Annotated in this window: 25 protein-coding genes; 20 read left to right on the top strand and 5 right to left on the bottom strand. The window is 72.9% G+C overall.

The window, feature by feature from the left end; all coding sequences use genetic code 11:
• Positions 1–43: 43 nt before the first annotated feature.
• The 3 genes from ACTMTB_RS17175 (at position 44) to ACTMTB_RS17165 (ending at position 3,301) form a co-directional block, all read left to right on the top strand.
• Positions 44–613, top strand: coding sequence for a dihydrofolate reductase family protein (locus ACTMTB_RS17175; RefSeq protein ID WP_441146737.1), 570 nt, complete (start codon positions 44–46; stop codon positions 611–613).
• A gap of 69 nt (positions 614–682) precedes the next feature.
• On the top strand, positions 683–1,492 hold the full coding sequence (locus ACTMTB_RS17170; protein WP_088964527.1) for a TrmH family RNA methyltransferase: 810 nt from the start codon (positions 683–685) through the stop codon (positions 1,490–1,492).
• A 27-nt stretch (positions 1,493–1,519) separates the two neighbouring features.
• Positions 1,520–3,301, top strand: coding sequence for a PucR family transcriptional regulator (locus ACTMTB_RS17165; protein ID WP_441146837.1), 1,782 nt, complete (start codon positions 1,520–1,522; stop codon positions 3,299–3,301).
• A gap of 117 nt (positions 3,302–3,418) precedes the next feature.
• On the opposite strand, the gene ACTMTB_RS17160 is transcribed toward ACTMTB_RS17165, so the two are convergent.
• The gene (locus tag ACTMTB_RS17160; RefSeq protein WP_441146734.1) at positions 3,419–4,768 is read right to left on the bottom strand and encodes a hypothetical protein; all 1,350 of its coding nucleotides are present in this window, start codon (positions 4,766–4,768) and stop codon (positions 3,419–3,421) included.
• Between the two features lie 92 nt (positions 4,769–4,860).
• Here ACTMTB_RS17160 and murD point away from each other — a divergent pair, with 92 nt between their 5' ends.
• Positions 4,861–6,207, top strand: coding sequence for a UDP-N-acetylmuramoyl-L-alanine--D-glutamate ligase (murD, locus tag ACTMTB_RS17155; protein WP_441146732.1), 1,347 nt, complete (start codon positions 4,861–4,863; stop codon positions 6,205–6,207).
• Complete coding sequence (locus ACTMTB_RS17150; RefSeq protein ID WP_441146730.1) at positions 6,204–6,989, top strand: poly-gamma-glutamate hydrolase family protein; 786 nt, start codon at positions 6,204–6,206, stop codon at positions 6,987–6,989. The genes murD and ACTMTB_RS17150 overlap by 4 nt, the downstream gene beginning before the upstream one ends.
• 51 nt (positions 6,990–7,040) lie before the next feature.
• On the opposite strand, the gene ACTMTB_RS17145 is transcribed toward ACTMTB_RS17150, so the two are convergent.
• Complete coding sequence (locus ACTMTB_RS17145) at positions 7,041–8,009, bottom strand: hypothetical protein (protein WP_441146729.1); 969 nt, start codon at positions 8,007–8,009, stop codon at positions 7,041–7,043.
• Positions 8,010–8,096: 87 nt separating this feature from the next.
• On the opposite strand from ACTMTB_RS17145, the gene ACTMTB_RS17140 reads away from it, so the two are divergent.
• Both ACTMTB_RS17140 and ACTMTB_RS17135 read left to right on the top strand, forming a co-directional pair.
• The gene (locus ACTMTB_RS17140; protein WP_441146727.1) at positions 8,097–8,969 is read left to right on the top strand and encodes a hypothetical protein; all 873 of its coding nucleotides are present in this window, start codon (positions 8,097–8,099) and stop codon (positions 8,967–8,969) included.
• 37 nt (positions 8,970–9,006) lie between these two features.
• Positions 9,007–9,900, top strand: coding sequence for a hypothetical protein (locus tag ACTMTB_RS17135; RefSeq protein WP_441146725.1), 894 nt, complete (start codon positions 9,007–9,009; stop codon positions 9,898–9,900).
• 16 nt (positions 9,901–9,916) lie between these two features.
• Here ACTMTB_RS17135 and ACTMTB_RS17130 read toward each other — a convergent pair whose 3' ends face one another.
• On the bottom strand, positions 9,917–10,810 hold the full coding sequence (locus ACTMTB_RS17130; protein ID WP_441146723.1) for a glutamate cyclase domain-containing protein: 894 nt from the start codon (positions 10,808–10,810) through the stop codon (positions 9,917–9,919).
• A 265-nt stretch (positions 10,811–11,075) separates the two neighbouring features.
• Here ACTMTB_RS17130 and ACTMTB_RS17125 point away from each other — a divergent pair, with 265 nt between their 5' ends.
• Both ACTMTB_RS17125 and ACTMTB_RS17120 read left to right on the top strand, forming a co-directional pair.
• On the top strand, positions 11,076–12,383 hold the full coding sequence (locus ACTMTB_RS17125; protein WP_441146721.1) for an aspartate aminotransferase family protein: 1,308 nt from the start codon (positions 11,076–11,078) through the stop codon (positions 12,381–12,383).
• 14 nt (positions 12,384–12,397) lie between these two features.
• A complete protein-coding gene (locus ACTMTB_RS17120) occupies positions 12,398–13,888 on the top strand; it encodes a CoA-acylating methylmalonate-semialdehyde dehydrogenase (RefSeq protein ID WP_441146835.1) in 1,491 nt (496 codons plus the stop codon).
• On the opposite strand, the gene ACTMTB_RS17115 is transcribed toward ACTMTB_RS17120, so the two are convergent.
• Positions 13,860–15,296 (bottom strand): acyltransferase family protein, encoded by a 1,437-nt coding sequence (locus ACTMTB_RS17115; protein ID WP_441146719.1) that lies wholly within the window; start codon positions 15,294–15,296, stop codon positions 13,860–13,862. The two genes, ACTMTB_RS17120 and ACTMTB_RS17115, sit on opposite strands and share 29 nt — an antisense overlap.
• Positions 15,297–15,488: 192 nt before the next feature.
• On the opposite strand from ACTMTB_RS17115, the gene ngcE (ACTMTB_RS17110) reads away from it, so the two are divergent.
• From ngcE (ACTMTB_RS17110) to ACTMTB_RS17085, 6 genes are all read left to right on the top strand, one after another.
• Positions 15,489–16,904 carry an N-acetylglucosamine/diacetylchitobiose ABC transporter substrate-binding protein gene (ngcE, locus tag ACTMTB_RS17110; RefSeq protein WP_441146717.1) on the top strand — a complete coding sequence of 472 codons (1,416 nt, stop codon included), beginning with the start codon at positions 15,489–15,491 and terminating at the stop codon, positions 16,902–16,904.
• A 63-nt stretch (positions 16,905–16,967) separates the two neighbouring features.
• Complete coding sequence (locus ACTMTB_RS17105) at positions 16,968–17,876, top strand: carbohydrate ABC transporter permease (protein ID WP_441146715.1); 909 nt, start codon at positions 16,968–16,970, stop codon at positions 17,874–17,876.
• Entirely contained in the window at positions 17,873–18,772 is a 900-nt protein-coding gene (locus ACTMTB_RS17100; protein WP_357607639.1) for a carbohydrate ABC transporter permease, read from the top strand. Before ACTMTB_RS17105 ends, ACTMTB_RS17100 begins: the two co-directional genes overlap by 4 nt.
• Before the next feature lie 76 nt (positions 18,773–18,848).
• Positions 18,849–19,223 carry a VOC family protein gene (locus ACTMTB_RS17095; protein ID WP_280838309.1) on the top strand — a complete coding sequence of 125 codons (375 nt, stop codon included), beginning with the start codon at positions 18,849–18,851 and terminating at the stop codon, positions 19,221–19,223.
• On the top strand, positions 19,216–19,536 hold the full coding sequence (locus tag ACTMTB_RS17090; RefSeq protein ID WP_441146712.1) for an ArsR/SmtB family transcription factor: 321 nt from the start codon (positions 19,216–19,218) through the stop codon (positions 19,534–19,536). The genes ACTMTB_RS17095 and ACTMTB_RS17090 overlap by 8 nt, the downstream gene beginning before the upstream one ends.
• Positions 19,529–19,960, top strand: coding sequence for an SRPBCC family protein (locus ACTMTB_RS17085; protein ID WP_441146710.1), 432 nt, complete (start codon positions 19,529–19,531; stop codon positions 19,958–19,960). The genes ACTMTB_RS17090 and ACTMTB_RS17085 overlap by 8 nt, the downstream gene beginning before the upstream one ends.
• Before the next feature lie 33 nt (positions 19,961–19,993).
• Here ACTMTB_RS17085 and ACTMTB_RS17080 read toward each other — a convergent pair whose 3' ends face one another.
• A complete protein-coding gene (locus ACTMTB_RS17080) occupies positions 19,994–20,983 on the bottom strand; it encodes an N-acetylglucosamine kinase (protein WP_441146708.1) in 990 nt (329 codons plus the stop codon).
• A 201-nt stretch (positions 20,984–21,184) separates the two neighbouring features.
• Here ACTMTB_RS17080 and ACTMTB_RS17075 point away from each other — a divergent pair, with 201 nt between their 5' ends.
• The 5 genes from ACTMTB_RS17075 to ACTMTB_RS17055 are packed head-to-tail and all read left to right on the top strand — an operon-like array spanning position 21,185 to position 26,249.
• The gene (locus ACTMTB_RS17075) at positions 21,185–22,132 is read left to right on the top strand and encodes a MurR/RpiR family transcriptional regulator (RefSeq protein ID WP_346533176.1); all 948 of its coding nucleotides are present in this window, start codon (positions 21,185–21,187) and stop codon (positions 22,130–22,132) included.
• Positions 22,129–22,878 (top strand): sugar isomerase domain-containing protein, encoded by a 750-nt coding sequence (locus tag ACTMTB_RS17070; protein ID WP_154936112.1) that lies wholly within the window; start codon positions 22,129–22,131, stop codon positions 22,876–22,878. Before ACTMTB_RS17075 ends, ACTMTB_RS17070 begins: the two co-directional genes overlap by 4 nt.
• A 24-nt stretch (positions 22,879–22,902) precedes the next feature.
• Complete coding sequence (gene ngcE / locus ACTMTB_RS17065; RefSeq protein WP_441146706.1) at positions 22,903–24,315, top strand: N-acetylglucosamine/diacetylchitobiose ABC transporter substrate-binding protein; 1,413 nt, start codon at positions 22,903–22,905, stop codon at positions 24,313–24,315.
• A gap of 22 nt (positions 24,316–24,337) precedes the next feature.
• Positions 24,338–25,279: a carbohydrate ABC transporter permease gene (locus tag ACTMTB_RS17060; RefSeq protein ID WP_441146704.1), complete on the top strand. Its 942-nt coding sequence runs from the start codon at positions 24,338–24,340 to the stop codon at positions 25,277–25,279.
• A gap of 13 nt (positions 25,280–25,292) precedes the next feature.
• Positions 25,293–26,249: a carbohydrate ABC transporter permease gene (locus tag ACTMTB_RS17055; protein WP_441146702.1), complete on the top strand. Its 957-nt coding sequence runs from the start codon at positions 25,293–25,295 to the stop codon at positions 26,247–26,249.
• Positions 26,250–26,317 lie beyond the last annotated feature (68 nt).

Here is a 26,317-nt window from a genome sequence, read left to right as displayed (position 1 = left end):
CGTGAGAGCGCCCACCGGAGGCGCCCGGGCGTGAGGAGAGATCATGCGCAAGGTCGTGCACTGGGTCCACCAGTCCCTCGACGGCTTCATCGAGGGCCCGAACGGTGAGTTCGACTGGCCGTCGATGGGGCCGGAGCTGTCCGCGTACTCGCTGGAGCTGACCGACCGGGCCGGCGCCTTCGCCTACGGGCGCAAGGTCTGGGAGATGATGTCCTGGTACTGGCCGCGCGCCGAGTCGATCTCGACGGACCCGCACGACCTGGCCTTCGCGCCGATCTGGCGGCGGACCCCGAAGGTCGTCGTCTCCCGGACGCTGACCGGCGCCGAGTGGGACGCGCAGGTGGTCGGCGGCGACGACCTCGCCAAGGAGATCACCGCGCTCAAGGAGCAGCCCGGCGGCGACCTGCTGCTCACCGGCGGCTCCGGCGCCGCCGCCGCGCTGACCGCGCTCGGCCTGATCGACGAGTACCAGGTGATCGTGCACCCGGTCCTGCTCGGCGGCGGCCGGCCGGTCTTCCCCGGCGGCCCGGAGCGGCTGGACCTGCGGCTGGCCGGGTCGCGCGTCTTCGACGGCCGGACCGTGCTGCTGCGCTATGAGCGTGCGGCGGGGTGAGGGTGGCCCGGGTCGCCCCGGCGACCCGCCCCGGCCGCCGCACCACGGGCACCGGGCAGAATCGTCGCCGTGCCCGTCCACCAGATCACCGACCCCGACGACGACCGGATCGCCGACTACCGCGCGTTGACCGACGTCGAGCTGCGTACCCGCTGGGAGCCCCCGCACGGGCTCTTCATCGCCGAGGGGGAGCTGGTGCTGCGGCGGGCGCTGCGCGCCGGCTACCCGGCCCGGTCGTACCTGGTGGACGCCAAGCGCGTCGACCAGCTCGCCGACCTCGACACCGGCGACGCGCCGGTCTACGCCGCCACCCCGGACGTGCTCCAGCGGGCCACCGGCTTCCACGTGCACCGGGGCGTGCTCGCCTCGTTCCGCCGCAAGCCGCTGCCGGCCGCTGCCGAGGTGCTGGCCACCGCCCGCCGGGTGGTGATCCTGGAGGACGTCAACAACCACACCAACCTCGGCGCGATCTTCCGGGCGGTGGCCGGGCTCGGCGTGGACGCGGTGCTGCTCTCGCCGACCTGCGCCGACCCCCTCTACCGGCGCAGCGTACGGGTCAGCATGGGCGAGGTCTTCGCCGTCCCGTACGCGAAGCTGGAGCCCTGGCCCGACGCGCTCGCCGAGGTACGGGCGGCCGGCTTCACCGTGCTGGCGATGACCCCGGCCCCGGACGCGGTGCCCATCCAGCGCCTCGACGCCGCCCAGCGGGCCCGTGCCGCGCTGCTGCTCGGCGCGGAGGGCGCCGGGCTGACCCGGGCCGCGATGGAGGCCAGCGACGCCCGGGTCGTCATCCCGATGCGCCGTGGCGTCGACTCGCTCAACGTGGCCGCCGCCACCGCGGTGGCCTGCTGGGAGCTGGGCCGCGACGACCCGCTCTGAGCCCCCACGGCTGGCCACCGGGCCGGGCTGTCGTGGGACGGGGTCACGGACGGTAGCGTGTCGCCCGTGTTCCCTACCGTGCGTGAGGTCCTCGCCCTGGACCCGGTCCGCCACGGCGCGCCGCGCCTGGTCGCCGGGGACGCCGGCCTGGACGCGCCGGTCCGCTGGGTGCACGTCGCCGAGGTGCCCGACATCGCCACCCTGCTCGGCGGCGGCGAGCTGGTGCTCACCACCGGCATCGGGCTGCCCGCCGACGATGCCGGCCTGCGCGCCTTCATCGGCGACCTGGCCGACGTCGGCGTCTCCGGGCTGGTGGTCGAGCTGGGCCGCCGGTACGTCAGCGGGGTGCCCCGGGTGATGGCGGCCGCCGCCGAGCGGCGCGGCCTGCCCCTGGTCGAGCTGCGCCGGGCCACCCCGTTCGTCCGGATCACCGAGGCGGTGCACGCGCTGATCGTCGACGCCCAGCTCACCGAGCTGCGCGCCACCGAGGAGATCCACCAGCGGTTCACCGAGCTGTCGGTCGAGGGCGCCGGCCCGGCCGAGGTGGTCCGGCAGGCCGCCGAGCTGGCCGGCTGCCCGGTGGTGCTGGAGAACCTGTCCCGGCAGGTGCTCGCGTACGACCCGGCGGGGGAGAGCGCCGAGCTGCTGCTGGACGGCTGGGAGCAGCACTCCCGGCGGATCCGTCCCGCCGGTCGCACCGCGTACGACGCCGACAGCGGCTGGCTGGTGACCACCGTCGGCGCGCGGGGGCAGGACTGGGGCCGGCTGCTGCTGCGCTGGCCCGGCGGGGGCGACCTGGCCGCCGGGATCACGCTGGGCGGCCGGCCGACGGGCACCCCGCCGACCCGGCTGACGATCCTGGTGGAGCGGGCCGCCTCCACCCTGGCGCTGGGCCGGCTGATCCGGCGCGACGCCGAGGGCCTGGAACGGCAGATCCACCGCACCCTGCTCACCGCCCTGCTCGACCACTCCCGCCCGGTCGACGAGGTCGCGCTGCGGGCGCGGGCGCTCGGCGTCACGCTGGAACGCCGCCACCTGGTCGGCGTGGTGGTCCGGCACCGCCTCGACGACCCCGCCGCCGAGGGCGCCACCGGGGAGAGCGCCGTGGCGGCCGAGTCGGCCCCGGAGGCCGGCCCGGCGCGGCTGCGGGATCTCGCCGAGGCGGTGGGGCAGGCGCTGCGGGAGGCGAAGCTGACCGGGCTGACCAGCGCCGTCGACGACCAGGCGGTGGGCGCGCTGCTCGCCCTGCCCGACCCGGCCGCGGAGGAGCGGGCGCTGACCGCGTTCGCCGCCGCCCTGCGCCGGATCCGGCTCGACGCCGCCCCGGCCCGTCCCGCAGTGTCCGGCGCCCTACCGTCGGACGCGGTGATCGTCGCCGCCGGCTCCGGGGTGGGCGGCCTGCGGGAGGCCCGGCGGTCGCTGATCGAGGCCCGGCAGATCGCCGACGCGGCCCGCCGCGACCGCCGCGACCTGCCCATCTTCCGGCTACCCCACGTCGGGCTCGCCGGGCTGCTGCACCTGCTGCGCGACGAGCCCCGGGTGCAGACCTTCGTCGAGCGGGAACTCGGCGCGCTGCTCGCCCACGACGCCCGGCACCCCCGCGACCAGCTGCTCGGCACGCTGCGGGCGTACCTGGAACAGGGCCGCAACAAGTCGGCGGCGGCCGCGGCGGCGCACCTGTCCCGGCCGGCGTTCTACGAGCGGCTGGCCCGCATCGCCCGCATCCTCGACGTCGACCTCGACTCGGTCGAGGCCTGCCTCTCCCTGCACGTCGCCCTGCTCGCCCTCGACGCCATCCGCACCCCCTGACCCTGCGCGCCTCCCGGGCCTGCTGTCCTGTTGATCATGAAGTTGTTGTCGTCCGCCGCGGCGTGTCGCGGCAATAACTTCATGATCAACGGGAGTGGTGACGGAGGGGGACGGGGGTTAGGTGAGGGCGGTGAGGGCCTTGGCGTAGGGGGCGGGGACGAAGTTCGGGCCGCCGGGGGTGAAGACGTCCGAGGCGGCCGCCGCCGACCAGGCGGTTTCCGGGACCGCGTCGGCCAGGGCCTGGACGACCGGAGCGTCGCGCCACTGGTCCTGCTCGGCGAGCAGGCTCAGCGCCACCACCGACTCCTCCACCTCGCCGACGCACTCGAACGGCTTGTGCCCGTCGACGCCGAGCAGCTCCCGGTAGCCGGGGATCTGCGCCGGGTCGGCCAGCAGGTCGCCGCCGAAGATGCGCACCACCCGCTCGCGCGGCATGAACGGCGCCATGGCCAGGAAGACGAACCGGCACTTCGGGCAGTCGCGGCACCAGCGCTCGCTCGCGTCGCGCAGCTTGAACGCGGCGTTGCAGCTGGTCACCACCGCGTCGTACCGGTCGATCGCGGCGAAGAGCCGGGCGATGTGCAGCTCCGACAGCGAGCGCAGCAGCGAGAAGTACGGCTCGGTGAGACCGGCGTGCTCGGCCAGCGCCGCCCGCAGCAGCCCCTCCGCCTCGACGCCCTTGGACCACTGGTGGTTGATCTCGTGACCGTTCCAGATCAGGTTCGGGTCCGACGCGGAGCGCTCGTTGGACATCACCACCGGCCCGAGCCCGTGCAGGACGGCGGTGGCGACCGCGATCAGCGAGTTGATCGCGGTGACCGGGATGTGGCCGTTGAGCGCGCCGGCCGCGTTGAGGTCGAACAGCACCGGGTCGATCCGCCGCCGGGCCGCGAGGGGGGCGAGCCCGGACGCCTCGTTCACCGAGACGATCACGTGGTTCGGGTTGACCGAGAACGGCACCGGGTCGAAGCCGGCCCGGCGCAGCGCCTCCAGACTGACGATGGAGTCCTTGCCGCCGCCGACGGCCGAGAGCGGACGACGGTCGGAGTCGTCGTACTCGCGGGCCGGGGAGACGGTGCCGGAGGGCACCTCCGGGCGCAGTTCGAGCACGTGCGGCAGCTGGTTGCGGTAGGCGTACTCGGCCAGGCCCTTGGTGTAGACGGCGGTGACCAGCTCGGCGGCGGCCGCGCCCAGCGGCGCCGGCAGCACCAGCCGGCGCGGCGCGGCGGCCTTGTAGTAGCTGACCCCGGCGACCACGTGCAGCAGCTCCAGGACCCGGCCCAGGGTGGCCACGGTCTCGTCCGACGGCGGGTCGGCGGGCAGCGGCAGGGTGATGGCCTCGGTGAACCGCTGCTCACCGTCGGGACCGGTCAGCTTGTAGTCGAACAACGCCTCGCCGGTGGCGAGGTCGATCGAGTAGGACGGGAAGGTGAAGGCGTCCATCCGCCGGAGCTGCTCGTTGGGCACACGCCATACTAGGCCCTGGTTCGTCCGGCCGTGTCCGGCTGCGCCGGACCGTGCCCCGTGCCACGCCGTCGAGACCCCCGAGGAGAGAGCCCGTGCGCCTGTCTGACCTGCGCGGACGTACCGTCGCCGTCTGGGGGGCCGGCCGCGAGGGCCGGGCGGCCGTGACCGCCATCGCCGCGCACGGCCCCGCCGGCCTGGTCGCCGTGGACGACAGCGCCAACTTCCTCACCCTGCCCTGGGAGGGTCCGCTCGCCGAGGCCGCGCCCCTGATCACCGGGGAGGCCGGCTTCGACCGGCTGGCCGCCGCCGACGTGGTGGTCCGCTCCCCGGGCGTGCCGAACACCCACCCGTGGATGGTGGAGCTGCGGGCGCGGGCGGCCACGATCACCCAGGGCACCGCGCTCTGGATGGCCGACCACGCCGAGCGGACCGTCGGGGTCACCGGCAGCAAGGGCAAGAGCACCACGTCCAGCCTGATCAGCCACCTGCTCGCCGCGGTGGACCGGCCGAACGTCTTCGGCGGCAACATCGGGGTGCCCACCCTGGACCTGCCCGAGGCGGACCTGTACGTGCTGGAGCTCTCCAGCTACCAGTGCACCGACCTGACCGACTCACCCCGCGTCGCCGTGGTCACCGCGCTCTTCCCCGAGCACCTCGACGCGCACGGCGGCGAGGCGGAGTACTACCGGGACAAGCTCAACCTGCTGGCGTACGGCCCGCGGACCGTGGTGGTCAACGGCGCCGACCCGCGGCTGGCCGTGGAACTGGGCGACCGGGCCGCCGTGCGCGCCGGCCGGCCGGACACCGCGAACGTGGCCAGCGGCCCCGACGGCACACCCTGGTTCCACCTGGCCGATCAGCCGCTCTTCCCGCGCGCCGTGCTGCCGCTGGTCGGCCGGCACAACGAGGGCAACCTCTGCGTGGCGCTGGCCGTGCTCGACGCGCTCGACGTGGACGTGGTGGCCCGCAAGGACACCCTGGCCGTGGCGGTCGCCGAGTTCCAGGGGCTGGCCCACCGGCTCACCGAGATCGCCGATCCGTCCGGCCTCACCTTCGTCGACGACACTCTCGCCACCAGCCCGTACGCGGCCATGCACGCGATCGACGCGTACGAGGGGCGGCCGTTGACGGTGATCGTCGGCGGCACCGACCGGGGGCTGGACTACAGCCCGCTCGCCGCGCACCTGGCCGAGCGGGAGATCACCGTGATCGGCATCCCGGACAGCGGCCCCCGCATCGTCGAGGCGCTGGCCGGGCTGCCGGCGGTGCGTACCGAACTCGCCGAGGACCTGGTCGCGGCGGTCGGGCTGTCCCGCAAGCTCACCCCGCCCGGCGGGGTGGTGCTGCTCTCGCCGGCCGCGCCCAGCTACGGGCGGTTCCGCAACTTCGAGCACCGCTCCGAGGTCTTCGCCCAAGCGGTCGCCGACACCGCGCGGTGACCTCCGCCGAGGACCGGGCCGGGGATCCCGACCGCCCCCGCCCGAGCCGGCCCACCGCGCACCCCACCGACCGGTACGGTTCCAACACCGAGCTGTACGCCACCGCGGGCCTCGTCGAGGGCGTCGAGTACGCCCTGCGCTACTGCCATCGATGCGCCCCGGACGAGCCGCCCGGCTGCGCAACCGGGACGACGCGGACGGCGGTCCTCGCGCCGCACGGTGGCGGCATCGAGGTGGGCACGTCGGAGTTGTGCCTCGCGGTCGCCGGCTACCACCCGGCGACCCTGGAGCCGAGCACCGACGGCAGGGGCCTGCACCACTACTGGATGTTCGAGGGGCTGCTCGGCTCCGGCAACGCCGCCCTGCACGTGACCTCGGTGAACTGTGACGACCCGTGGGCCGAGTCGATCTGCGGTGGGGTCCGCCACGCCGTCGCCCTGCACGGCTGCACGACCCGGCAGGCCGGTGAGCCGGACGGGGCCGAGGCGGTGGTGATCGGCGGGCTGGACGCCGGGCTGCGGGACCTGCTGCGCCGGGAGTTGGCGAAGGTGGACATCACCGTCGCCCGGCGGGTCAACCGCGCCATCGACGGGACCAGCCCGCGGAACATCTGCAACCGGACGGCGTCGAGGGCGGGCGCCCAACTGGAGCTGACCACGCCGCTGCGCGAGGCGATGTTCGGCACCAACACCTGGGACGGACGCAAGCACAGCACCCGGCCGCTGTTCTGGGACTTCGTCTCCGCGACCCGGACGGCACTCGCGCTGCACGCCGACGCCTGACACCCCTGACCCGAGCGGCCCCTGATCCGAGCGGCCCGGGTGCGGCGTGGGTCAGTCGAGCACCTCGTGCAGGGCCCGCATCGCGCGGATCGCCGAGCGGATCTCCTGGAGGTAGCGCCCCGGGGTGAGGGCCGGCTCGGGCAGCCGGACCAGGTCGGGCAGGGCCGGGTCGACGCCGACGGTGTCGATCGCGCAGCCGTACGGCACCGCCAGGGTGCGCAGCGCGTCGCAGTGCTGGAACGGCACGTAGATCGGCGCGGTCACCACCAGCAGCGCGTCGCCGGGGGAGAGCCGGACGTGCCCGGCCCAGAACCGCTGGGTGTCCGCCGTGTGCGCACGCCGCCGCTCCGGCTCGCTGGACGGGGCGGCGAGCACCCGGACCGGCGGCAGCCCGTCCGAGCGGTAGGTCCGCGCGGACCAGGAGTGGTGCGGGTGGCCGGCGTCGTGCCCGTCCTCGTCGTCGGGCGCGGCGACTCCGAGGACCGCGCGGACCGCCGCGTCGAGGGCGTCGACCTCGGTGTCGGCCGCGATCCCCGCCCCGGCCAGCACGTCCCGCTCCACCTCGGACAGCGGCCGGAAGCTGCCGAGCACGGCCACCTCCCCGTCCACCGCCAACCCGTGCCGTACCAGGTGGGCCGCGAACGCCACGCGCCGCAGGCAGGCGTGCGCCAGCCCGCCCAGGACCACCAGGTGGGCGTACCGGGGGTGGGCCGGTCGCACGGGGCGAACCAGGCCGAGCGCCTCGGCCGTGGCGTGCACCAGCGCGGCGGTGCTCGGGTCGAGGGTCGGTTCCCGCGCCTCGGGGCGTTCCCGACCGCCCCGGAAGTCCCAGTGCCGGGCGGAGAAGTCGTCCAGCCCGGCCAGCACGGCCGTCAGGTCGCCGGTCGGCCACTCGCCACCGAACCGGGCGACCAGCGCCCGCAGCGGCGGGGACTCCACCCAGGCCCGCACCCCGCGGGCGAGCTGCGCGGGCGACGCGCCGGCCGGGCAGTTTGGCAGCGCCACGTCCGCGATCCGCACCACCGGATCGTACCGACGGCCGTGGCCACGAGGAGCCCTTGTGGATCGGCACTACGCTGGGCGCACCGAAGAGATCGGGGGCTGCCGATGACTGGCGACGTGCTCCGTCGACGTTCCACCGGGCGTACCGGGTCGGCCAGTGGACTGGTCCGGCTGATGGCGCACACCGACCCGGTGGCGCTGATCGGCATCACCCTGTCGATCGCGCTCTCCGTCACGCTCGACCTCACCAACGCCGCCAGCGGCGTCGAGTCGCTGCTGGCCGGGCTGATGGGCATCACCATCTCGCTGCTGGTGGACTCGCTGGCCCGCGCGGAGCGCCGGTTCCACCTGCGTACGCTGCTGGACGGGCCACCCTGGCTGGTGCAGGGCGCGCCGGAGATCGTCGTCGCCGTCCGGGAGGCGGTCGAGCGGCACCCGGGCACCCGGGTCGCCGAGGAGGCGCAGCGCCGCTACGAGCAGTTCCGGATCGAGGCCGAGCAGCTCGCCACGGGGCGGGTGGTCCGGCGGGGCGACGACGACGAGGACCTGATCGGCGCCACCCGCGACTGCACCCGGAGTCTGCAGGGGCTGACCAACCTGACGCCGCGGGCCAGCGGCGAGCTGAGCTGGTGGCGCAGCGAGATCGGGCGGCGCTACTGGGAGGCGAACCTGGCGGCCCTGGCGCGCGGGGTGCGGATCACCCGGGTCTTCGCCTACGCCACGCTCTCCGACCAGCTGGTCGAGCTGGTGGAGAAGCAGCGCCGGGCCGGGGTCCGGGTGGGCCTGCTGCCACTGGGTGTCGTCAGCCCGCACCTGCACGTCAATCTGACACTCTGGGACGGCTCGAGCTGCTGGGAGGCCAGGATGAGCGCGCACGGGGAGATCAGCGAGAACCAGTTCTCGGTCAACCGCGCCGACATCGACCGGCTCACCCGGGTGTTCGACCTGTGCGCGAACGTCGCGACCTTCGAGGACTGACCGCGCCGGCGGGCGGTGGAGCGGAGATGGGCCAGCCATGACGTGGAGTGCCGTGCTCCTGGTGACCGCCGTGGTCTGGGCGGTCAGCGTGATCCGTTCGGTCCGGCTGCGGGCGTTCGTCTACAGCCTGCCGCTGCCGATGACGCTGGCCCTGGTCACCACGGACCACCGGGTCGACGGCGCCCAACTGCTCGGCGTGCTCGGCCTCAACCTCTTCTTCGTCACCGTGGCGCTGACCCACCACCGGTTGCGCTGGCCGATCCTCCTGGCCGACCTGGCCGGGATCGCCGCCTACGTGGCGTTGAGCGCCGGCCTGCTGGCGGTCCCGGTGCCGTTCGGGCCGGCCCTGGCGGGCACGCTGGCGCTCTGGCTGCTCGCCATGGTGGTGCTGCGCCGCCGCGCCCGGGCGGTCGCGGCGGCACCGGAGCGGCCGGTCGACGCCCGCCCGGACAGCCTCCCCGCCCCGGCCAAGCTGGCGGTGATCTTCGCCGGGGCGGTGCTCACCGGCCTGCTCGGCCAGCTGCTGCGCGGGATGGTGGTGACCTTCCCCTACTCCGGCGTGCTGGTCGCCGTCGAGGCCCGTCGCCAACTGGTCGACTTCAGCCGGCACTTCGCCCGCAACAGCCTCGCGCTGGTCGGGTTCCTCACCGCCTACCACCATCTCCAGGACGCGTCGCCGGTCGTCGCCCTGGCCGGGGGCTGGGCCGCCTTCGCGCTGCTGGCCACCGCCCTGCACCTGCCCCGCCGCCGCCGCGCCGAACCCGCCCCGGCCGGCGCCACCCCGGAGGCGTCGGCCGGCCCCGCCCCGGCAGCGCCGGCCCGGCCCGCGCCGGACCCCTCGGCCCGGCCCGCGCCGGAGGGTGCGGCCGGCGCCCCGCGCGCCCGGCCCCGGCCGCGTCCGACCGCCGCCGAGCGCCGCGCGACCACCTGACACCGACGCCCGCCGGTCAACCCGCCGCGGCGACCAGCTCCGCGATCCGGGTCAGCGGCTCGGCGTACGCGGGCCAGTCCAGGCCGTCGACGCTGACCTCGGCCCGCCGGCGTACGCCGTCCACCGCGCCCGCCCTGGTCACCATCTCGGTCAGCACGCCGTACGACCAGTCGGGGCGGAGCAGGTCGCGCAGGGCGGGCACCTCGGGGCGCAGCAGCGCCAGCGCACCCACCAGCGCCGCGGCGGCCCAGTTGGACGTGCCGCCGACGAGCAGCGCGTCGCAGCCGACCACGCAGTGGATCCGCTCGCCCCGGTCCACCACCCGGCCCACCAGCTCCGCCGGCAGTCGGCCCATGCCGAGTTCGTTGCCGCCGTCGCCGATGCCGATCCGGTAGGCGGAACCGGCGGTGTAGAGCCGGTCCAGCGGCGCGGTGTGGGCGCCGATGTCCTCGCCCCGCATGTTGCGCGGGCATCCGTCGAGGCAGGGGCCGACCCGCTCGCAGGCGACCAGGTGCGAGAGCGCGGCGTAGCGGGGCAGGGCGCTGCCGGCCCAGTCGTCGTACCCCTGGACCGGCGCGACGTCCAGCGGCACGTCCGGTGCGGCGGCCCCGAGCGCGGCGGCGACCACCGGCGCGCAGGGCGCGTCGGTGACCAGCCGGACCTCGCCGCCGAGCGCGCGCAGCGCGGCGGCCAGCTGGACCGCCCCGATCGGACCGTCGGTCTCGGCCGCGGGCGGGTCGGCGGCCGGGATGTAGAACCCGGTGAGGACGGCGGCGTCGGGCGCCGCGGCGAGCGAGCGGGCGGCGGCGAGCAGGCCGCCGGCCGCCGGTACGGCCAGCCGCGCGCTGCCCCGGCCCACCTCCCGCGCGGCCGTCCGCTCCAGCTCCGCGATGGTCTGCGCCAGCCGCACGTCGGACCTCCTGCAACCCGGGGGACCGGCCCAGCGTAGGGCGAGCGGTCCAGCTGGCCGCCGCTCTGCGGAATGAGTCGCGGATCGCTTCGATGTCCACCGGAAAGGATTGCGAAGGAGGCGGGCCGCCCCGGAAACCGCACCCGGCGGGTTGACGCGCTGTCAGGCCGCCACCCCGGCTGCGCTACACAGTGACAGTTGTCCCTGTCGCCGGGTGGTGGAAGCGTGCGGGGAACGCGAATCCGCCGCCGCTGAAGGGTGCGAGATGACCTCCGACGACCTGCTGGCCCGACACCGGGCCGTGCTTCCGTCCTGGATGCCGCTCTACTACGCCGAACCGATCGAGCTGGTGTCCGGCTCCGGTCGCCGGGTGACCGACGCGCAGGGCCGGACCTATCTGGACTTCTTCGGCGGCGTGCTGACCAACATGATCGGCTACGACATCCCGGAGATCCGGGAGGCGGTGGAGCGCCAGTTGCGCACGGGCATCGTGCACAGCTCCACGCTCTACCTGATCCGGCAGCAGGTGGAGCTGGCGGAGAAGATCGCCCGGCTCTCCGGCATCCCGGACGCCCGGGTCTTCTTCACCAACTCCGGCACCGAGGCCAACGAGGCCGCCCTGCTGGTCGCCACCAACCACCGCCGCTCCCACCAGATCCTGGCGGTGCGCAACAGCTACCACGGCCGGTCGTACGCGGCGATGGGCGTCACCGGCAACCGGAGCTGGTCGGCGAGCGCGCTCAACCCGCTCCAGGTGGCCTGGCTGCACTCCGGCGAGCGGCTGCGCGGCCTGCTGGCCCGCCTGGACGAGTCCGACCGGATCGACGCGGCGGTGGAGGACCTGCGCGAGGTGCTGGCCACCCAGACCGCCGGCGACGTGGCCTGCCTGATCGCCGAGCCGATCCAGGGCGTGGGCGGCTTCGTGGCCCCGCCGGACGGGCTCTTCGCCGCCTGGAAGAAGGTCCTCGACGAGCACGGCATCCTGCTGATCTCCGACGAGGTGCAGACCGGCTGGGGGCGTACCGGCGAGCACTTCTGGGGCTACCAGGCGCACGGCGTCACCCCGGACCTGCTCACCTTCGCCAAGGGCGTCGGCAACGGCTTCGCCCTCGCCGGCGTGGTCGGCCGGGCCGACGTGCTGGAGTCGGTGCCGGCGATCAGCTTCTCCACCTTCGGTGGCAACCCGATCTCGACCGCCGCCGGCAACGCCGTCCTGGACTACCTGCGCGACCACGACCTGCAGGCCAACGCGGCCCGCACCGGCGCGATCCTCGCCGACGGGCTGCGCGCCGCCGTGGCCGGTCTCGACTGCGTCGCCGAGGTACGCGGCAAGGGGCTGATGCTCGGCGTCGAGTTCGTCCGGCCGGGCGGCACCGAGCCGGACCCGGCGCTGACCGCCCGTGTCTTCGAGGCGTGCCGGGCCGGTGGGCTGCTCGCCGGCAAGGGCGGCCTGCACGGCAACGTGCTGCGGATGGGCCCGCCGCTGACGCTGACCGAGGACGAGGCCCGCGAGGGGCTGGCCATCCTCGTCGGCGCCATCCGCTCCTGCGCCTCGGCGGAGGTGGCGGCATGAGCGGGACGGACGACGTGACGGTCATCGGGCACTTCGTCGACGGCAAGCGGGTCTCCGGCGGCTCCCCGCGGCGCGGGGACGTCTTCGACCCGGCCACCGGCCGGCGTACCGGGGAGGTGGAGCTGGCCTCGGCCGCGGACGTCGCGGTCGCGGTGGAGGCGGCCGAGCGCGCGGCACGGGCCTGGCGGGACGCGTCGCTGGCGAAGCGCACGGCGGTGCTGTTCGCCTTCCGGGAGCTGGTGCACGCCCGCCGCGACCGGCTCGCCGAGGTGATCACCGCCGAGCACGGCAAGGTGCTCGCGGACGCCGCCGGCGAGGTGCAGCGCGGCCTGGAGGTGATCGAGTACGCCTGCGGCATCCCGTCGGCGCTGCGCGGCGGCTTCAGCGAGAACGTCTCCACCGAGGTCGACTCGTACAGCCTCCGGCAGCCGCTGGGCGTGGTGGCGGTGATCTCGCCGTTCAACTTCCCGGTGATGGTGCCGCTGTGGTTCGTGCCGGTGGCGGTGGCCTGCGGCAACGCGGTGGTGCTCAAGCCGAGCGAGAAGGACCCGAGCGCCGCGCTGCTGCTGGCCGAGTGGTTCGCCGAGGCGGGCCTGCCCGACGGCGTGCTCAACGTGGTCAACGGCGACAAGGAGGCGGTCGACGCGCTGCTGGACCATCCCTCGGTGCGGGCGGTGTCGTTCGTCGGCTCCACCCCGGTCGCCCGGTACGTGCACCAGCGCGGGTCGATGGCCGGCAAGCGGGTGCAGGCGCTCGGCGGGGCGAAGAACCACATGGTGGTGTTGCCCGACGCCGACCTGGACCTGGCCGCGGACGCGGCGGTCAACGCCGGCTTCGGCTCGGCGGGGGAGCGGTGCATGGCGATCTCGGCGCTGGTCGCGGTCGAGCCGGTCGCCGACGCCCTGGTCGCGAAGATCGCCGAACGGATGTCCGGGCTGCGCACCGGCGACGGGCGGCGCGGCTGCGACATGGGTCCGCTGGTCACCGCCGCGCACGCCGACCGGGTCCGCTCCTACGTGGAGTCCGGCGTGGCGGCCGGCGCGGTGCCGGTGGTCGACGGCCGGGACGTCACCCCGGACGGGGAGTCCGGCGGCTTCTGGCTCGGCCCGACCCTGTTCGACCGGGTCACCCCGGACATGTCGATCTACACCGACGAGATCTTCGGCCCGGTGCTCAGCGTCGTCCGGGTCGGCTCGTACGACGAGGCGGTCGAGCTGGTCAACGCCAACCCGTACGGCAACGGCACGGCGATCTTCACCAACGACGGCGGCGCCGCCCGCCGGTACCAGCACGAGGTGGAGGTCGGCATGGTCGGGATCAACGTGCCGATCCCGGTGCCGATGGCGTACTACTCGTTCGGCGGGTGGAAGTCGTCCCTCTTCGGCGACCTGCACGCGCACGGCGAGGACGGGGTGCGCTTCTTCACCCGGGGCAAGGTCGTCACCAGTCGCTGGCTCGACCCGCGCCACGGCGGGGTCAACCTCGGCTTCCCCACCCAGACCTGAGCAACCGCAGCACGCCCGCCCCGGCCAGGTACGCCACCAGCGCCGGGACGGGCGTGCCGAGCGGCTCCGGGGCGGCCTTCGGGGTGGCGCTGTTGACCAGCAGCCCGCCGATGACGGCGGCGTACCCGGCGACGGTCAGCGCCGCGCGGACCCGGCCGGCCCGGCGAATCCGCCGCCCGGTGCGGTGCCGGGCGCTGCGCGTCTCGATCGGGCCGAAGACGGCGACCAGCACGGCCAGCACCGCGGTGAGCAGCAGCAGCCAGGGCACCCGCCAGCCCCACCAGGCGGCCGAGCCGGCTCGTGGGGTGGGCAGCAGGCCGACGGCGTCGAGCATTCCGATCAGCAGCACGGCGGCGGTCAGGTGCCAGAGGAAGACCGTCAGCACCACCAGGTTGACCGCGATTACCACCCGCCACGGTCGGGGCCGGCGCAGCCAGCGTCGCGCCGGGGCGCGCAGCAGCAGGATCAGCCCGAGCTGGGCGGCGGCGAGGGCGAGCAGCGCCAGGCTCGGCGGCGAGGCGTTGTCCAGCCGCTCCCCGGGCACTTTCAGCATCGCCACCGGCCACGGCCCGACGACGGTGAGCAGGATCAGCGCGGCCAGGCCCCCGACCAGCAGCGCCAGCGCCGTCGGCCGGGAGGTGGGCAGGCGTCGCCGGCGTACGCCCGGCCGGTCGGACCCCGACGGTGGGAGGGCCGTCTCTGCCGGGTCGGGCGGTGCGGTCTCGGACGGTCCGGACGGTGGCCCGGTCGCGGGGGTGCGGGCGTCGTACCAGGCGAAGCCGAGCTGGTGCACCGCCAGCCAGCCGAAGACGTAGTTGCCGGCGGCCAGCGTCGCCGGCCCGGTCAGCCGGCCGAGGTCGCCCAGCGCCACCAGGGCGACGAGCGCCAGCGGCACGGCGAGCCCGTAGCGGCGGTGCAGCGCGTACATCGGCGGGGTGAGGGCCACGACCAGCAGGTAGGCGACCAGGAACCACAGCGGGATGGTGGCGAACCAGATCACCGTGCGCACGTGGGTGGGGTCGGTGCCGCGCAGCCGGCCCAGCGCCGCGCCGACGGTGAGGACCAGCAGCAGCGCGCTGGTGGGGCGGACCAGCCGGGCGCTGCGGTCCAGCAGCCAGCCGGCCCCGTCGCCGCCGCGGGCCCGGTGGCGGGTCAGGGACGCCGCGTTGGCATAGCCGCCGACCAGGAAGAAGACCGGCATCACCTGGGCCAGCCAGGTGAGTGGGTACGCCCACGGCAGGTCGGCGAGCGCGGAGTGCCCGGTCGGCCGGCCGGCCGGGTCCCGGCCGATCACGGTGACGCCCCAGTGGCCGGCGACGACCATGGTGATCGCGAGCGCGCGGAGCAGGTCGACGTAGCGTTCCCGCCCTGCCGGCGTGCGCTCCGCGAGCTGGCCCAGGCGGCGCATGGGCTCAGGCTATGCCAGTGCGGTGCGACCGGTGGTGATAACGGATCGGCCGCCGGGTCTTGAAGTCGACGCGCTCCTGCCGTAGAAATTCTTCAACAGCAACAGGCAAACTGAAGAGAATCAACGTGCCTCGACCGGCGGACGCCACCGGATGTCAGCGGCGATCCGCCCCACCCGAACCGAGGAGAGCTGATGAACAGGCGTGAGATCCTGCGGCGTACCGCCGCCGCCGGCCTGCTGGCCACCCCCGCGGCGGGCCTGCTCGCCGGCTGCGCCACCGGCGGTGGCGACGACAAGGCCGACGGCGGCACCTACCAGGGCACCAAGAGTGAGCAGAACCCCCTCGGGGTCAAGGAGGACGCGCCACTCGAGGTGGTGATCTTCAACGGCGGCTTCGGCGAGGAGTACGCCAAGGCCCACGAGGCCATGTACAAGGAGAAGTACCCGAAGGCGGAGATCAAGCACTCGGCCACGCAGGAGATCAGCAAGACCCTCCAGCCGCGCTTCGTCGACGGCACTCCGCCGGACGTGGTCAACAACTCCGGCGCCGGCCAGATCGACTTCAACGGCCTGGTATCGCAGAACGCCCTCGCCGACCTCGGTGAGCTGCTCGCCGCCCCGAGCCTCGACATCCCCGGCAAGACCGTCAAGGACACCCTGCTGCCCGGCGCGGTCGAGGTCGGCTCGTACGACGGCAAGTTCCTGGTGTTCAACTACACCTACACCGTCTACGGCATCTGGCACTCCACCAAGCTGTTCGGCGAGCGCAACTGGTCGTACGGGAAGACCTGGGACGACCACATCGCACTGTGCAAGCAGATCAAGGCCGCCGGGATCGCCCCCTGGACGTACGCCGGCCTGCACCCGCGCTACATGAGCTGGCCGCTGATCGCCACCGCGATCAAGTTCGGCGGGCCGTCGGTCGCCACCGCGATCGACAACCTGGAGCCGAACGCCTGGAAGTCCGACGCGATGAAGGCCGCGGCCGACGCCTGGCACCAGATCGTCAAGGACAAGTACATCCTGGAGGGCTCGCCCGGCCTGGACCACAAGCAGTCGCAGACCGCCTGGTGCCAGGGCAAGGCCGCCTTCATCTCCTGCGGTTCCTGGCTGGAGAGCGAGCAGAAGGACGTCACGCCGGCCGGGTTCAACATGACGGTCCAGCCGACGCCGAGCCTGGGCAGCGGCGACAAGCTGCCGTTCGAGGCGGTCCGGGGCACCGCGGGCGAGCCGTTCATGGTGCCGGCGAAGGCGAAGAACGTCGCCGGTGGCCTGGAGTACTTCCGGACCATGCTGTCCAAGAAGGGCGCCCAGGACTTCACCAAGAAGGTCTCCAGCCTCACCGTGGTCGCCGGCGCCACCGACGGCGTCGAGCTGCCGTACGGGCTGAGCACGGTGGTGAAGGCGCTGGACGCGTCCGGCACCAACGGCTTCAACTGGGTCTACAACAACTACTACCGCAAGCTGGAGCGCAACCTCGTCGACGCCGCGTGCGGCGAGTTCTTCAGCGGCCGGATCGGCCCGGCGGAGTTCCTCGACCAGTGCCAGAAGGGCGCCGACTCGATCGCCCAGGACAGCTCGGTCAAGAAGTACAAGCGCACCGCGTGACATCCCGGCCGGTGGGGACCCCCGAGGTCCCCACCGGCCGACCGCCGGGAGTTGGGGCCCACCGTGAAACATGGCAAGTACCCGCTGATCATCACCTTCCTGGTGCCGCCGGTGCTGCTCTACGTCGTCTTCGTCGTATCGCCGTACCTGCAGGCGTTCCAGATCTCCACCACCGACTGGCTCGGCTACTCCGCCGACGCCAACTCCGTCGGGCTGGCCAACTTCCGTGCGCTCTGGCACGACGACTACGTCTGGAACGCGCTGAAGAACAACGCGATCCTGCTGGCCCTGGTGCCGGTGCTGACGATCGTCCTCGGGCTCTTCTTCGCCACCATGCTCAACATGGGCGGGCGCAAGGGCCGGGCCGGGGTGACCGGGGTACGCGGCAGCGCGCTCTACCGCACCGTCTACTTCTTCCCCCAGGTGCTCTCGGTGGTGATCATCGCGCTGCTCTGGAAGGAGGTCTACCACCCCAACAAGGGCCTGCTCACCAGCGCGTTGCACGCGGTGGGGCTCGCCTCGCCCACCTGGCTCGGCGATCCGCGGACCGCCTTCTGGTGCGTGCTGGCCGTGATGGTCTGGAGCAACGTCGGCTTCTACGTGGTGCTCTTCGGCGCCGCGATGTCGGCCGTGCCGAAGGAGATCTACGAGGCGGTGCTGCTCGACGGGGCGTCCCGGCTGACCACCCTGCGCCGGGTCACCCTGCCGCTGCTCTGGGACACCGTCCAGGTCGCCTGGGTCTACCTGGCCATCTTCGCCCTCGACGGGTTCATCCTGGTGCAGCTGATGACCAACGGCGGACCCAACTTCTCCACCGACGTGATCGGCGTGCGGATGTACGACACCGCGTTCGGCAGCGAGACCAAGTTCGGCTACGCCTCGGCGATCGGCGTGGTGATGTTCTTCCTGACCCTGTCGGTGGCGGTGCTGTCCCTGCGCGCCGGCCGACGTGACCGAATCGAGTACTCTTGACCACCCTGGACGAGGCCGCCCCGGTCGCCGCGACGACCGCGCGCTCGGCCGACCGCCCGGTCCGCCGCGAACTCGGCGTCGCCAACGTCTTCTCGCACGGCTTCCTGCTGGTCTGGACCGCGCTGACGGTCCTGCCGCTGGTGTGGATGTTCGTCAGCTCGTTCAAGAGCAACGGCGAGATCCTCGCCGACCCGTGGGGCCTGCCCGAGACGCTGCACTTCGACAACTGGGCCCGGGCCTGGACCGGCGCGCACATCGGCCGGTACTTCCTCAACAGCCTGGTGGTGGTGGCCGGCTCGGTCAGCCTGACCATGCTGATGGGCGCCACCGCCGCGTACGTCTTCGCCCGGTACGAGTTCCGGGGCCGGCAGTTCGTCTACTACCTCTTCGTCGGCGGCCTGATGTTCCCGGTCTTCCTCGCCCTGGTGCCGCTCTTCTTCGTGGTCCGCAACGCCGGGCTCTTCGGCACCTGGACCGGCCTGATCCTGGTGTACGCGGCGTACTCGCTGCCGTTCACGGTCTTCTTCATGACCGCCTTCTTCCGCACCCTGCCGACCTCGGTGGCGGAGGCGGCGCTGGTCGACGGCTGCGGCCACTTCCGGCTCTTCTTCCGGGTGATGCTGCCGATGGCCCGTCCGGGACTGATCAGCGTGGCGATCTTCAACTTCCTCAGCCACTGGAACCAGTTCCTGCTGCCGCAGGTGCTGATGCAGGGCGACGAGTCGAAGTGGGTGCTCGCCCAGGGGCTCTTCGCGCTCTCGGTCAGCCAGGGTTACGCCGGCGACTACGCTCGGCTGTTCGCCGGCCTCACCATCGCGGTGCTGCCCGTGCTCGCCGTCTACGTGGCCTTCCAGCGGCAGGTCCAGTCCGGTCTGACCGCCGGTCAGCTCAAGTGACTCCTGTCCGATACTGATCAGCACGGCCCGGCCCGCCGACTTGACCGGTAGGAAAAGTCCTACCTATGGTGGGCGCATGACCGTGACCCATGTGCAGCTGCTCTCCGTGCCCGTCAGCGACCAGGACCGGGCCCGTGACTTCTACGTCGACGTCCTCGGTTTCGACCTGGTCCGGGACAACCCGATGGGCCCCGGGCAGCGCTGGGTGCAGGTGGCCCCGAAGGGCGCCGCCACCGGTCTCACCCTGGTCACCTGGTTCCCGACCATGCCGCCCGGCTCGCTCAAGGGCCTGGTGCTGGAGACCGACGACCTCGACGGCGACGTGGCCGCCCTGCGCGACCGGGGCGTCGTCTTCGCCGAGGACGGCATCCAGGTCGCCCCGTGGGGGCGCTACGCCACCTTCGACGACCCGGACGGCAACGGCATCGTGCTCCAGTCCACCCGTGTCTGAGGCCGACGTCTTCGCGGCGCTGGCCAACCCCACCCGCCGCGAGGTGCTCCGGCTGCTGCGCGAGCGCGGCGAGCAGCCGGTGCAGCGGCTCGCCAACCACTTCGACATGCGCCGGCCCAGCCTGTCCGAGCACCTGCGGGTGCTCAAGGACGCCGGCCTGGTGACCGAACGACCCGTCGGCCGGCAGCGGCTCTACGCGTTGCGCCCGGAGCCGCTGCGCGAGGTGGCCGACTGGCTCACCCCGTACGAGCGGTTCTGGCGGGCGAAGCTGGCCGAGCTGCGCGACGTCCTCGACGGGATGCCCGATGACTGAGCCGACCACGACGATCCGGGTCGATGAGTTCCTGCCGCACCCGCCGGCGAAGGTGTGGCGGGTGCTGACCGAGCCCGACCTGCTCGCCCGCTGGCTGATGCCGAACGACGTCGTGCCGGTCGTCGGGCACCGGTTCACCTTCCGTACCGAGCCGCGGCCGGCCCAGGGCTTCGACGGCGTGGTGCACTGCGAGGTGCTGGAGGTGGATCCGCCGCGCCGGCTGCGCTGGGCCTGGCGCGGTGGGTCGCTCGACACCGAGGTGAGCTGGACCCTGGCCCCGGAGGGGCGCGGCACCCGGCTCTTCCTGGAGCACAGCGGCTTCGACCCCGACGACCCGGTGCAGCAGCGCACGGCCACCCTGCTCGGCGGCGGCTGGCGCTCGCACGTCTGGCGCCGGCTGGCGGAAATCCTCGCCACCACCTGACACCACCGCGCCGCCCCAGGGGCCAGGGCCGGCTCAGTCGGTGGCGGGGACCAGCAGGGCGTGCAGGGCGACGGGATCGGTCACCTCGGGCAGTTCCCGGGCGGCGAGCCAGGCCGCCCCGGCCGCCCCGTCGCCGGCCGGGCGCACCGGGGCGTCCGGCCAGTGCCGGTGCGCCTCGGCGCGGACCGCCGCCGCCAGCGGGGTGTCCCCGGTGAGCAGCCCACCGCCGAGCACGATCGGCGTGACCGCGCCGGCCGGCCGGATCCGCCCGGCGCTGTCGACCAGGTGCGCGGCGGCCCGTTCGATCAGCGCGACGGCCTCCGGCTCGCCCTCGACGGCGGCGGCCACCACCAGCGGCGCGAGCCGGGCCAGTTCGACCGGGGGCCGCCGGGTCACCGCCTGGATGAGCGCGTCGACGGTGTCCCTGGGGCGGGCCGCCACCTCGGCGGTGCCGAGCAGTTCGGTGAGCAGCCGGCGGCCCAGCGGGCCGGGCGTCCCGGCGCTGTCCAGGGTCGCCAGCAGCCGGCGGACCGCCTCCCGGCCCAGCCAGAAGCCGGAGCCGGCGTCGCCCAGCAGCCAGCCGTGACCGTCGGCGACCCGGTCCAGTCGCAGGTCGCGTACCTGGGCGGCGATCGCGCCGGTGCCGGCGATCAGCACGGTGCCGTCCGGGGCGGCGGTGCCCGAGGCGTACGCGACGAGGGCATCGCCGTGCACCGCGTACGGGCAGCGCAGGCCGGCCTCGGCCCAGGCCCGGTCGAAGGCGGCCCGCCCCGCCGGGTCGGCCAGCAGGCGGGCGGCGCCGGCGAGGCCGATCGTGCCGGCGCGTACCCGGGTCGGATCGACCCCGGCGAGCGCGCCGCGCAGCGCGGTCAGCAGCTCGGCGGCGGCGCGTTCGGCGCCGTGGCTGGTCGGATTGCCGCCGCCGGCCCGGCCGGTGCCCAGGCGTTCGCCGGCCAGGGTCAGCGCGGTCGCGCGGGTGGACGTACCTCCGACGTCGAGACCGACCACGACGGTGTCGGACATGCTCACGGGCCTCCCGGTGCGGCGGTACGGGTGGGATTCATGCTGGTCCGACCCGGGCCCGCAAGGCAAGATCGGCGGTCGGCGGGGCCGGTGTGCGCCAGGTAACAGTTTGAAAACTTCGCCCACGCTATTGACACGGAGGGGCCTTCAGTAAGAACTTTTACCACTAACAGTAAACACTCCTTTCCGAAAGGCGCTCCGATGGTGGATCATGAGGTGGACACTTCCGCGGGGACCGCGGTGGTCGACGCCGACACGGTCGACCGGCGGGGCGCCGACGGGGTGCTGGCCAGAGTCCGGGCCGGCGCCGGAGAGCTGACGGGGGCGTTGCGTCGGGTCGCCGAGCACGTGCTCAGCGACCCGGAGGCGGCCGCTCGGGCCACCATCGTCGAGCTGGCCGAGCGCAGCGGCACCTCGCCGGCCACCATCACCCGGTTCTGCCGCGCCATGGGCTTCGACGGCTACGCCGACCTGCGGCTCGGCATCGCCTCCGAGACCGGGCGGGCCCGGTCGGCCGGGTGGACCGTCGACATCGGACGCGAGATCCAGCCCAGTGACCCCCTGGAGCGGGTGCTCGACCAGATCATGGCCGCCGACACCCGCGCCATGCACGACACCGCCACGCTGCTCGACCTCGCCGAGGTGGAACGAGCCGCGGTGGCCATCGCCGGGGCGTCCCGGGTGAACATCTTCGGTGCCAGTGGCAGCGCCCTGGTCGGCGAGGAGATGCAGTTCAGCCTGCACCGCATCGGCGTGGCCGCCTGGGCCTGGAGCGACGTGCACGAGGGGCTGGCCAGCGCGGCGCTGCTCGGTGTCGGCGACGTCGCGCTCGGCATCTCGCACACCGGGCAGACCCGGGAGACCATCGAGATGCTCGCCGAGGCCGGCAGCCGGGGCGCGACCACCGTGGCGCTGACCGGCTTCCCGCGCTCGCCGCTGGCCGAGCTGGCCGACATCGTGCTGGTCACCGCCAGCCAGGCCACCACCTTCCGCCCGGACGCGCTCTCCGCCCGGCACCCGCAGCTCGTCGTGCTCGACCTGCTCTACATCGCCGTGGCGCAGCGCACCCACGACCGCGCCCACGCGGCCTTCCGGCGTACCGCCCAGGCCGTCGACGGGCACAAGGCCGCGAAGGGGGCCGCCTCATGATCAGCGCACAGGGGTACGCCGAGGCCGTCCGCCCGGTGCTCGACCGGGTGGTCGACTCGCAGACCGAGGCGATCGGCCAGGCCGCCGACCTGATCGTGGCCAGCCTGCGGGCCGGCGGAGTGCTCCAGGCCTTCGGCGCCGGGCACTCCGAGGCGTTCGCCGCGGAGCTCGTCGCCCGGGCCGGCGGGCTGGTCCCTACCAACCGGCTCTCCCTGCACGACCTGGTGCTGCACGGCGACGCGCCCCGCGACCTGCTCGCCGACCCGAAGCTGGAGCGCGACCCGGCCGTCGCCCACCAGCTGTACGCCCTCGCCGACCCGCACCCGGCCGACGTCTTCGTGGTCGCCTCCCAGTCCGGCATCAACGGCTCGGTCGTCGAGCTGGCGTTGCTGGTCAAGTCGGGCGGCCACCCCCTGATCGCGGTCACCTCGGTCGCCCACACCGCACGGGTGGCCCCGCGCCACCCGTCCGGCCACCGGCTCGCCGATCTCGCCGACGTCGTGCTGGACAACGGCGCGCCGTACGGCGACGCACTGCTGCCGCTCGAGGGCGGCGGCGCGGTCTGTGCGGTCTCCTCGGTCACCACCGCGCTGCTGGCGCAGCTGTTGACCGCGGAGGTCGTACGACGGTTCCACCAGGCCGGAGAGGTCCCCCCTATCTACCTCTCCGCCAACGTCCCCGGTGGGGACGAGCACAACCTCGCCCTCGAGTCGCGGTACGCCGGGCGTCTCCGGCGAACCGCCTGACCCGACACACAAGGAGAGACGACGATGTCGATTACCCCCGAGAACCCCGGCGATCTCAGCCGCCGGACCCTGCTGCGGCGCGCCGCCGCGGCGGGCCTTCTGGTCACCCCGGCCGCCGGCCTGCTCAGCGCCTGCGCCGGCAGCGAGCCGGAGAAGTCCGACAACGGCGGCACGGCGAAGAGCAAGGACAACCCGTTCGGCGTGAAGGACGGCAGCGCCGTCAAGGTGGTCGTCTTCAACGGCGGACTGGGCGACCAGTGGGCCAAGGAAGACAAGACCATCTTCAACGCCAAGCACCCGAACATCACGGTCAACATGTCTTCCACCCAGAAGATCAAGACCGAAGAGCAGCCGAAGATGGCGACGCAGCCCAGCGACCTCGTCATGAACTCGGGCGCCGACAGCATGGACCGCGCCACGCTGATCAACGAGGGCGCCATCGAGCCGCTCGACGACCTGCTCACCGCGCCCGCCTGGGACGGCGAGGGCACCGTGGCCGACTCGCTGCTGCCCGGCACCGTCTCCGACGGCACGCAGAACGGCAAGTTCTACGTGGTGAACATCGCCTTCACCGTCTGGGGCAACTGGTACAACGCGGCCAGGTTCAAGCAGGAGGGCTGGGAGGCGCCGAAGACCTGGGACGAGTTCTTCGTCCTGGCGCCGAAGATCAAGGCCAAGGGCATGGCGCCGTACGTCCACGACGCTGTGCACGGCTACTACCCGCGCTGGGCCCTGATGGCCAGCATCTGGAAGTCCGCCGGCAAGCAGGTCGTCGTCGACATCGACAACCTGAAGGACGGCGCCTGGAAGGCCGACGGCGTCCTCAAGGCGCTCGAGCCGTGGGAGAAGCTGGTCAAGGACAAGCTGCTCCTGCCGGGCAAGCTCGACCACACCCAGTCGCAGCAGGCCTTCCTCGACGGCAAGGCGGCGTTCATCCAGGTCGGCACCTGGCTGAAGAACGAGATGGCCGCCACCATCCCGCCGGGCTTCGAGATGACGCTCTCGGACTACTGGAGCAACCCGGGCGACAAGGCCGCCAAGGACGTGTTCGCCTCCTCCGGTGAGGGCTTCGTGGTCCCGAGCAAGGCCCCCAACAAGGAGGCCGCCAAGGAGTTCCTGCGGGCGATCCTGTCCAAGGCCGGTTCGGCGAAGTTCGCCGAGCTGACCAAGTCGCTGGCCTCCACCAAGGGCTCCGGCGACAACGTGCAGGACTCCGCGCTCTCCAGCGCGAACACCCTGATGAAGAACGGGACCTCGGACCTCATCTCGGTCAAGTTCCCGGACTTCTACGCCGACCTGGACAAGGAGAGCCAGAACCTCTCCGAGGAGCTGATGGCCGGCCGGCTCACGGCCCAGCAGTTCGTCGACAAGATGCAGGCGGCCGCCGACAAGGTCGCCAAGGACTCGTCGATCAAGAAGCAGACCCGCACCGCCTGATCCGACGGAGAGAGTGAGTCCAATGCGGCACGGAGTCGCGCGTTTCGTCACGGGCTTCCTGGCCCTGCCCGTCGCGCTGTACCTGTTCTACGTGGTGTGGCCGTTCGCGCAGGCGGCGGGATACTCGCTGACCGACTGGGGAGGGTACTCGGATTCCCAGCGCTTCGTCGGGCTGGACAACTACGTCCGGCTGTTCTCCGACGAGCTGATCAGGAAGGCGTTCTGGCACAACGTCTTCTTCCTGGTCACCGTGCCGCTGTTCACCATCGCGCTGGCCCTGTTCCTCGCGTTCCTGCTCAACGTGGGCGGACGCGAGGACAGGGCCGGCATCCGCGGGGTGTTCGGGTCGAGCATCTACAAGGTCATCTTCTTCTTCCCGCAGGTGCTGTCGCTGGTGGTCATCGCCGTCATGTGGCAGCAGATCTACCGGACCGACCAGCAGGGCCTGATCAACGGCCTGCTGACCAAGGTCGGCCTGGTCGACCCGCAGAACCCGATCGCCTTCACCGCCGACCCGGAGCCCTTCCTCGGCGTCCCGGCGGTGCTGTGGTGGCTGCTGCTCATCGCGGTCTGGAGCGGTGCCGGTTTCTACATGGTGCTCTTCTCGGCGGCCATGCAGTCGATCCCGAAGGACATCTACGAGGCGGCCCTCCTCGACGGCGCCGGCCGCTTCCACACCTTCTTCCGGGTCACCCTGCCCCTGCTCCGGGACACCATCTCGGTCGCCTGGGTCTACCTGGGCTTCATCGCCCTGGACATGTACGCCCTGGTCTTCGTCATGACGCCGAGCCAGGGCGGCCCGAACCACGCCAGCGAGATCTTCGCTTCGGTGATCCAGTTCAACGCGTTCCAGAAGGGCCAGTTCGGCTACGCCTGCGCGATCGCCGTGGCGCTGGCCATCTTCACCATCCTGCTGGCCGCCCTCCAGCTGAGGATTACCCGCCGTGAGCGGATCGAGTTCTGAGGAGGCCTGGACGATGAGCACGGTGACCCACACCTCCGGTCAGCGGCGACCCGATGCGGTGCCGCCGGCCGGTCCGGCAGCGAGCCGGCGGGCGGAAGCCGCCGCCAAGAGCGTCGGCGGCCGGATATTCAACGGCTTCTCGCACCTGTTCCTCGCGGTCTGGGCGATCATGGTGATCTACCCGCTGCTCTGGGTGGTGATGTCCGCACTCAAGACCGACTCCGAGGTGATCCGCGAGCCGCTGTCGCTGTTCCCCAAGTCGCTGCAGTGGGACAACTTCGCCCGGGCCTGGACGGCCGGGATCGACAGCTTCTTCCTGAACACGCTGCTGGTGCTCGTCTTCAGCGTGACCCTGACGATGCTGCTGGGCTCGATGGCGGCGTACGCGCTGGCCCGCTACGAGTTCCGGGGCAACCGGCTGATCTACTGGATGTTCCTGTCCGGGCTGACCCTGCCGATCTACCTCGCCGCGGTGCCACTGTTCAAGGGCGTCTACAACATGAACGTGGTGTTCCCGCTGCTCGGCCCGAACAAGCACCTCACGCTGATCCTGGTCTACGTGGCCTGGTCGATGTCGTTCACCGTTTTCTTCATGCATTCGTTCTTCCGGACGCTGCCCAACTCGATCGCCGAGGCGGCCCAGGTCGACGGGGCCTCGCACACCCGGGCCTTCTTCAGCGTCATGCTGCCGATGGCCAAGCCGGGCCTGATCAGCATCGGCATCTTCAATGTGCTGGGCCAGTGGAACCAGTGGTACCTGCCGACCCTGCTCATGCAGTCGGTCGCCGGCGAGCCGAAGCACCAGGTGATCGCCCAGGGGCTGATCGAGCTGTCGGTCAACCAGGGCTACAAGTCCGACTGGTCGGGGCTGTTCGCCGGCGTCACCATGGCGATGCTGCCGGTGCTCATCGTCTACATCGTCTTCCAGCGCCAGGTGCAGTCCGGCCTCACCGCCGGCGTCAGCAAGTAACCCCGCCCCACCTCCGGTCTCGACGCACTTCCCGGAAGTCGACGCACTTTCCCGGAAAGAGTGGCTAT

The organism is Micromonospora sp. L32 (genome assembly GCF_052068055.1).
In the GTDB taxonomy this organism is placed as follows: Bacteria; Actinomycetota; Actinomycetes; order Mycobacteriales; family Micromonosporaceae; genus Micromonospora; species Micromonospora purpureochromogenes.
Note: the sequence above shows the minus strand (reverse complement) of the source record. Positions and strands in the feature narration are given on the sequence as shown.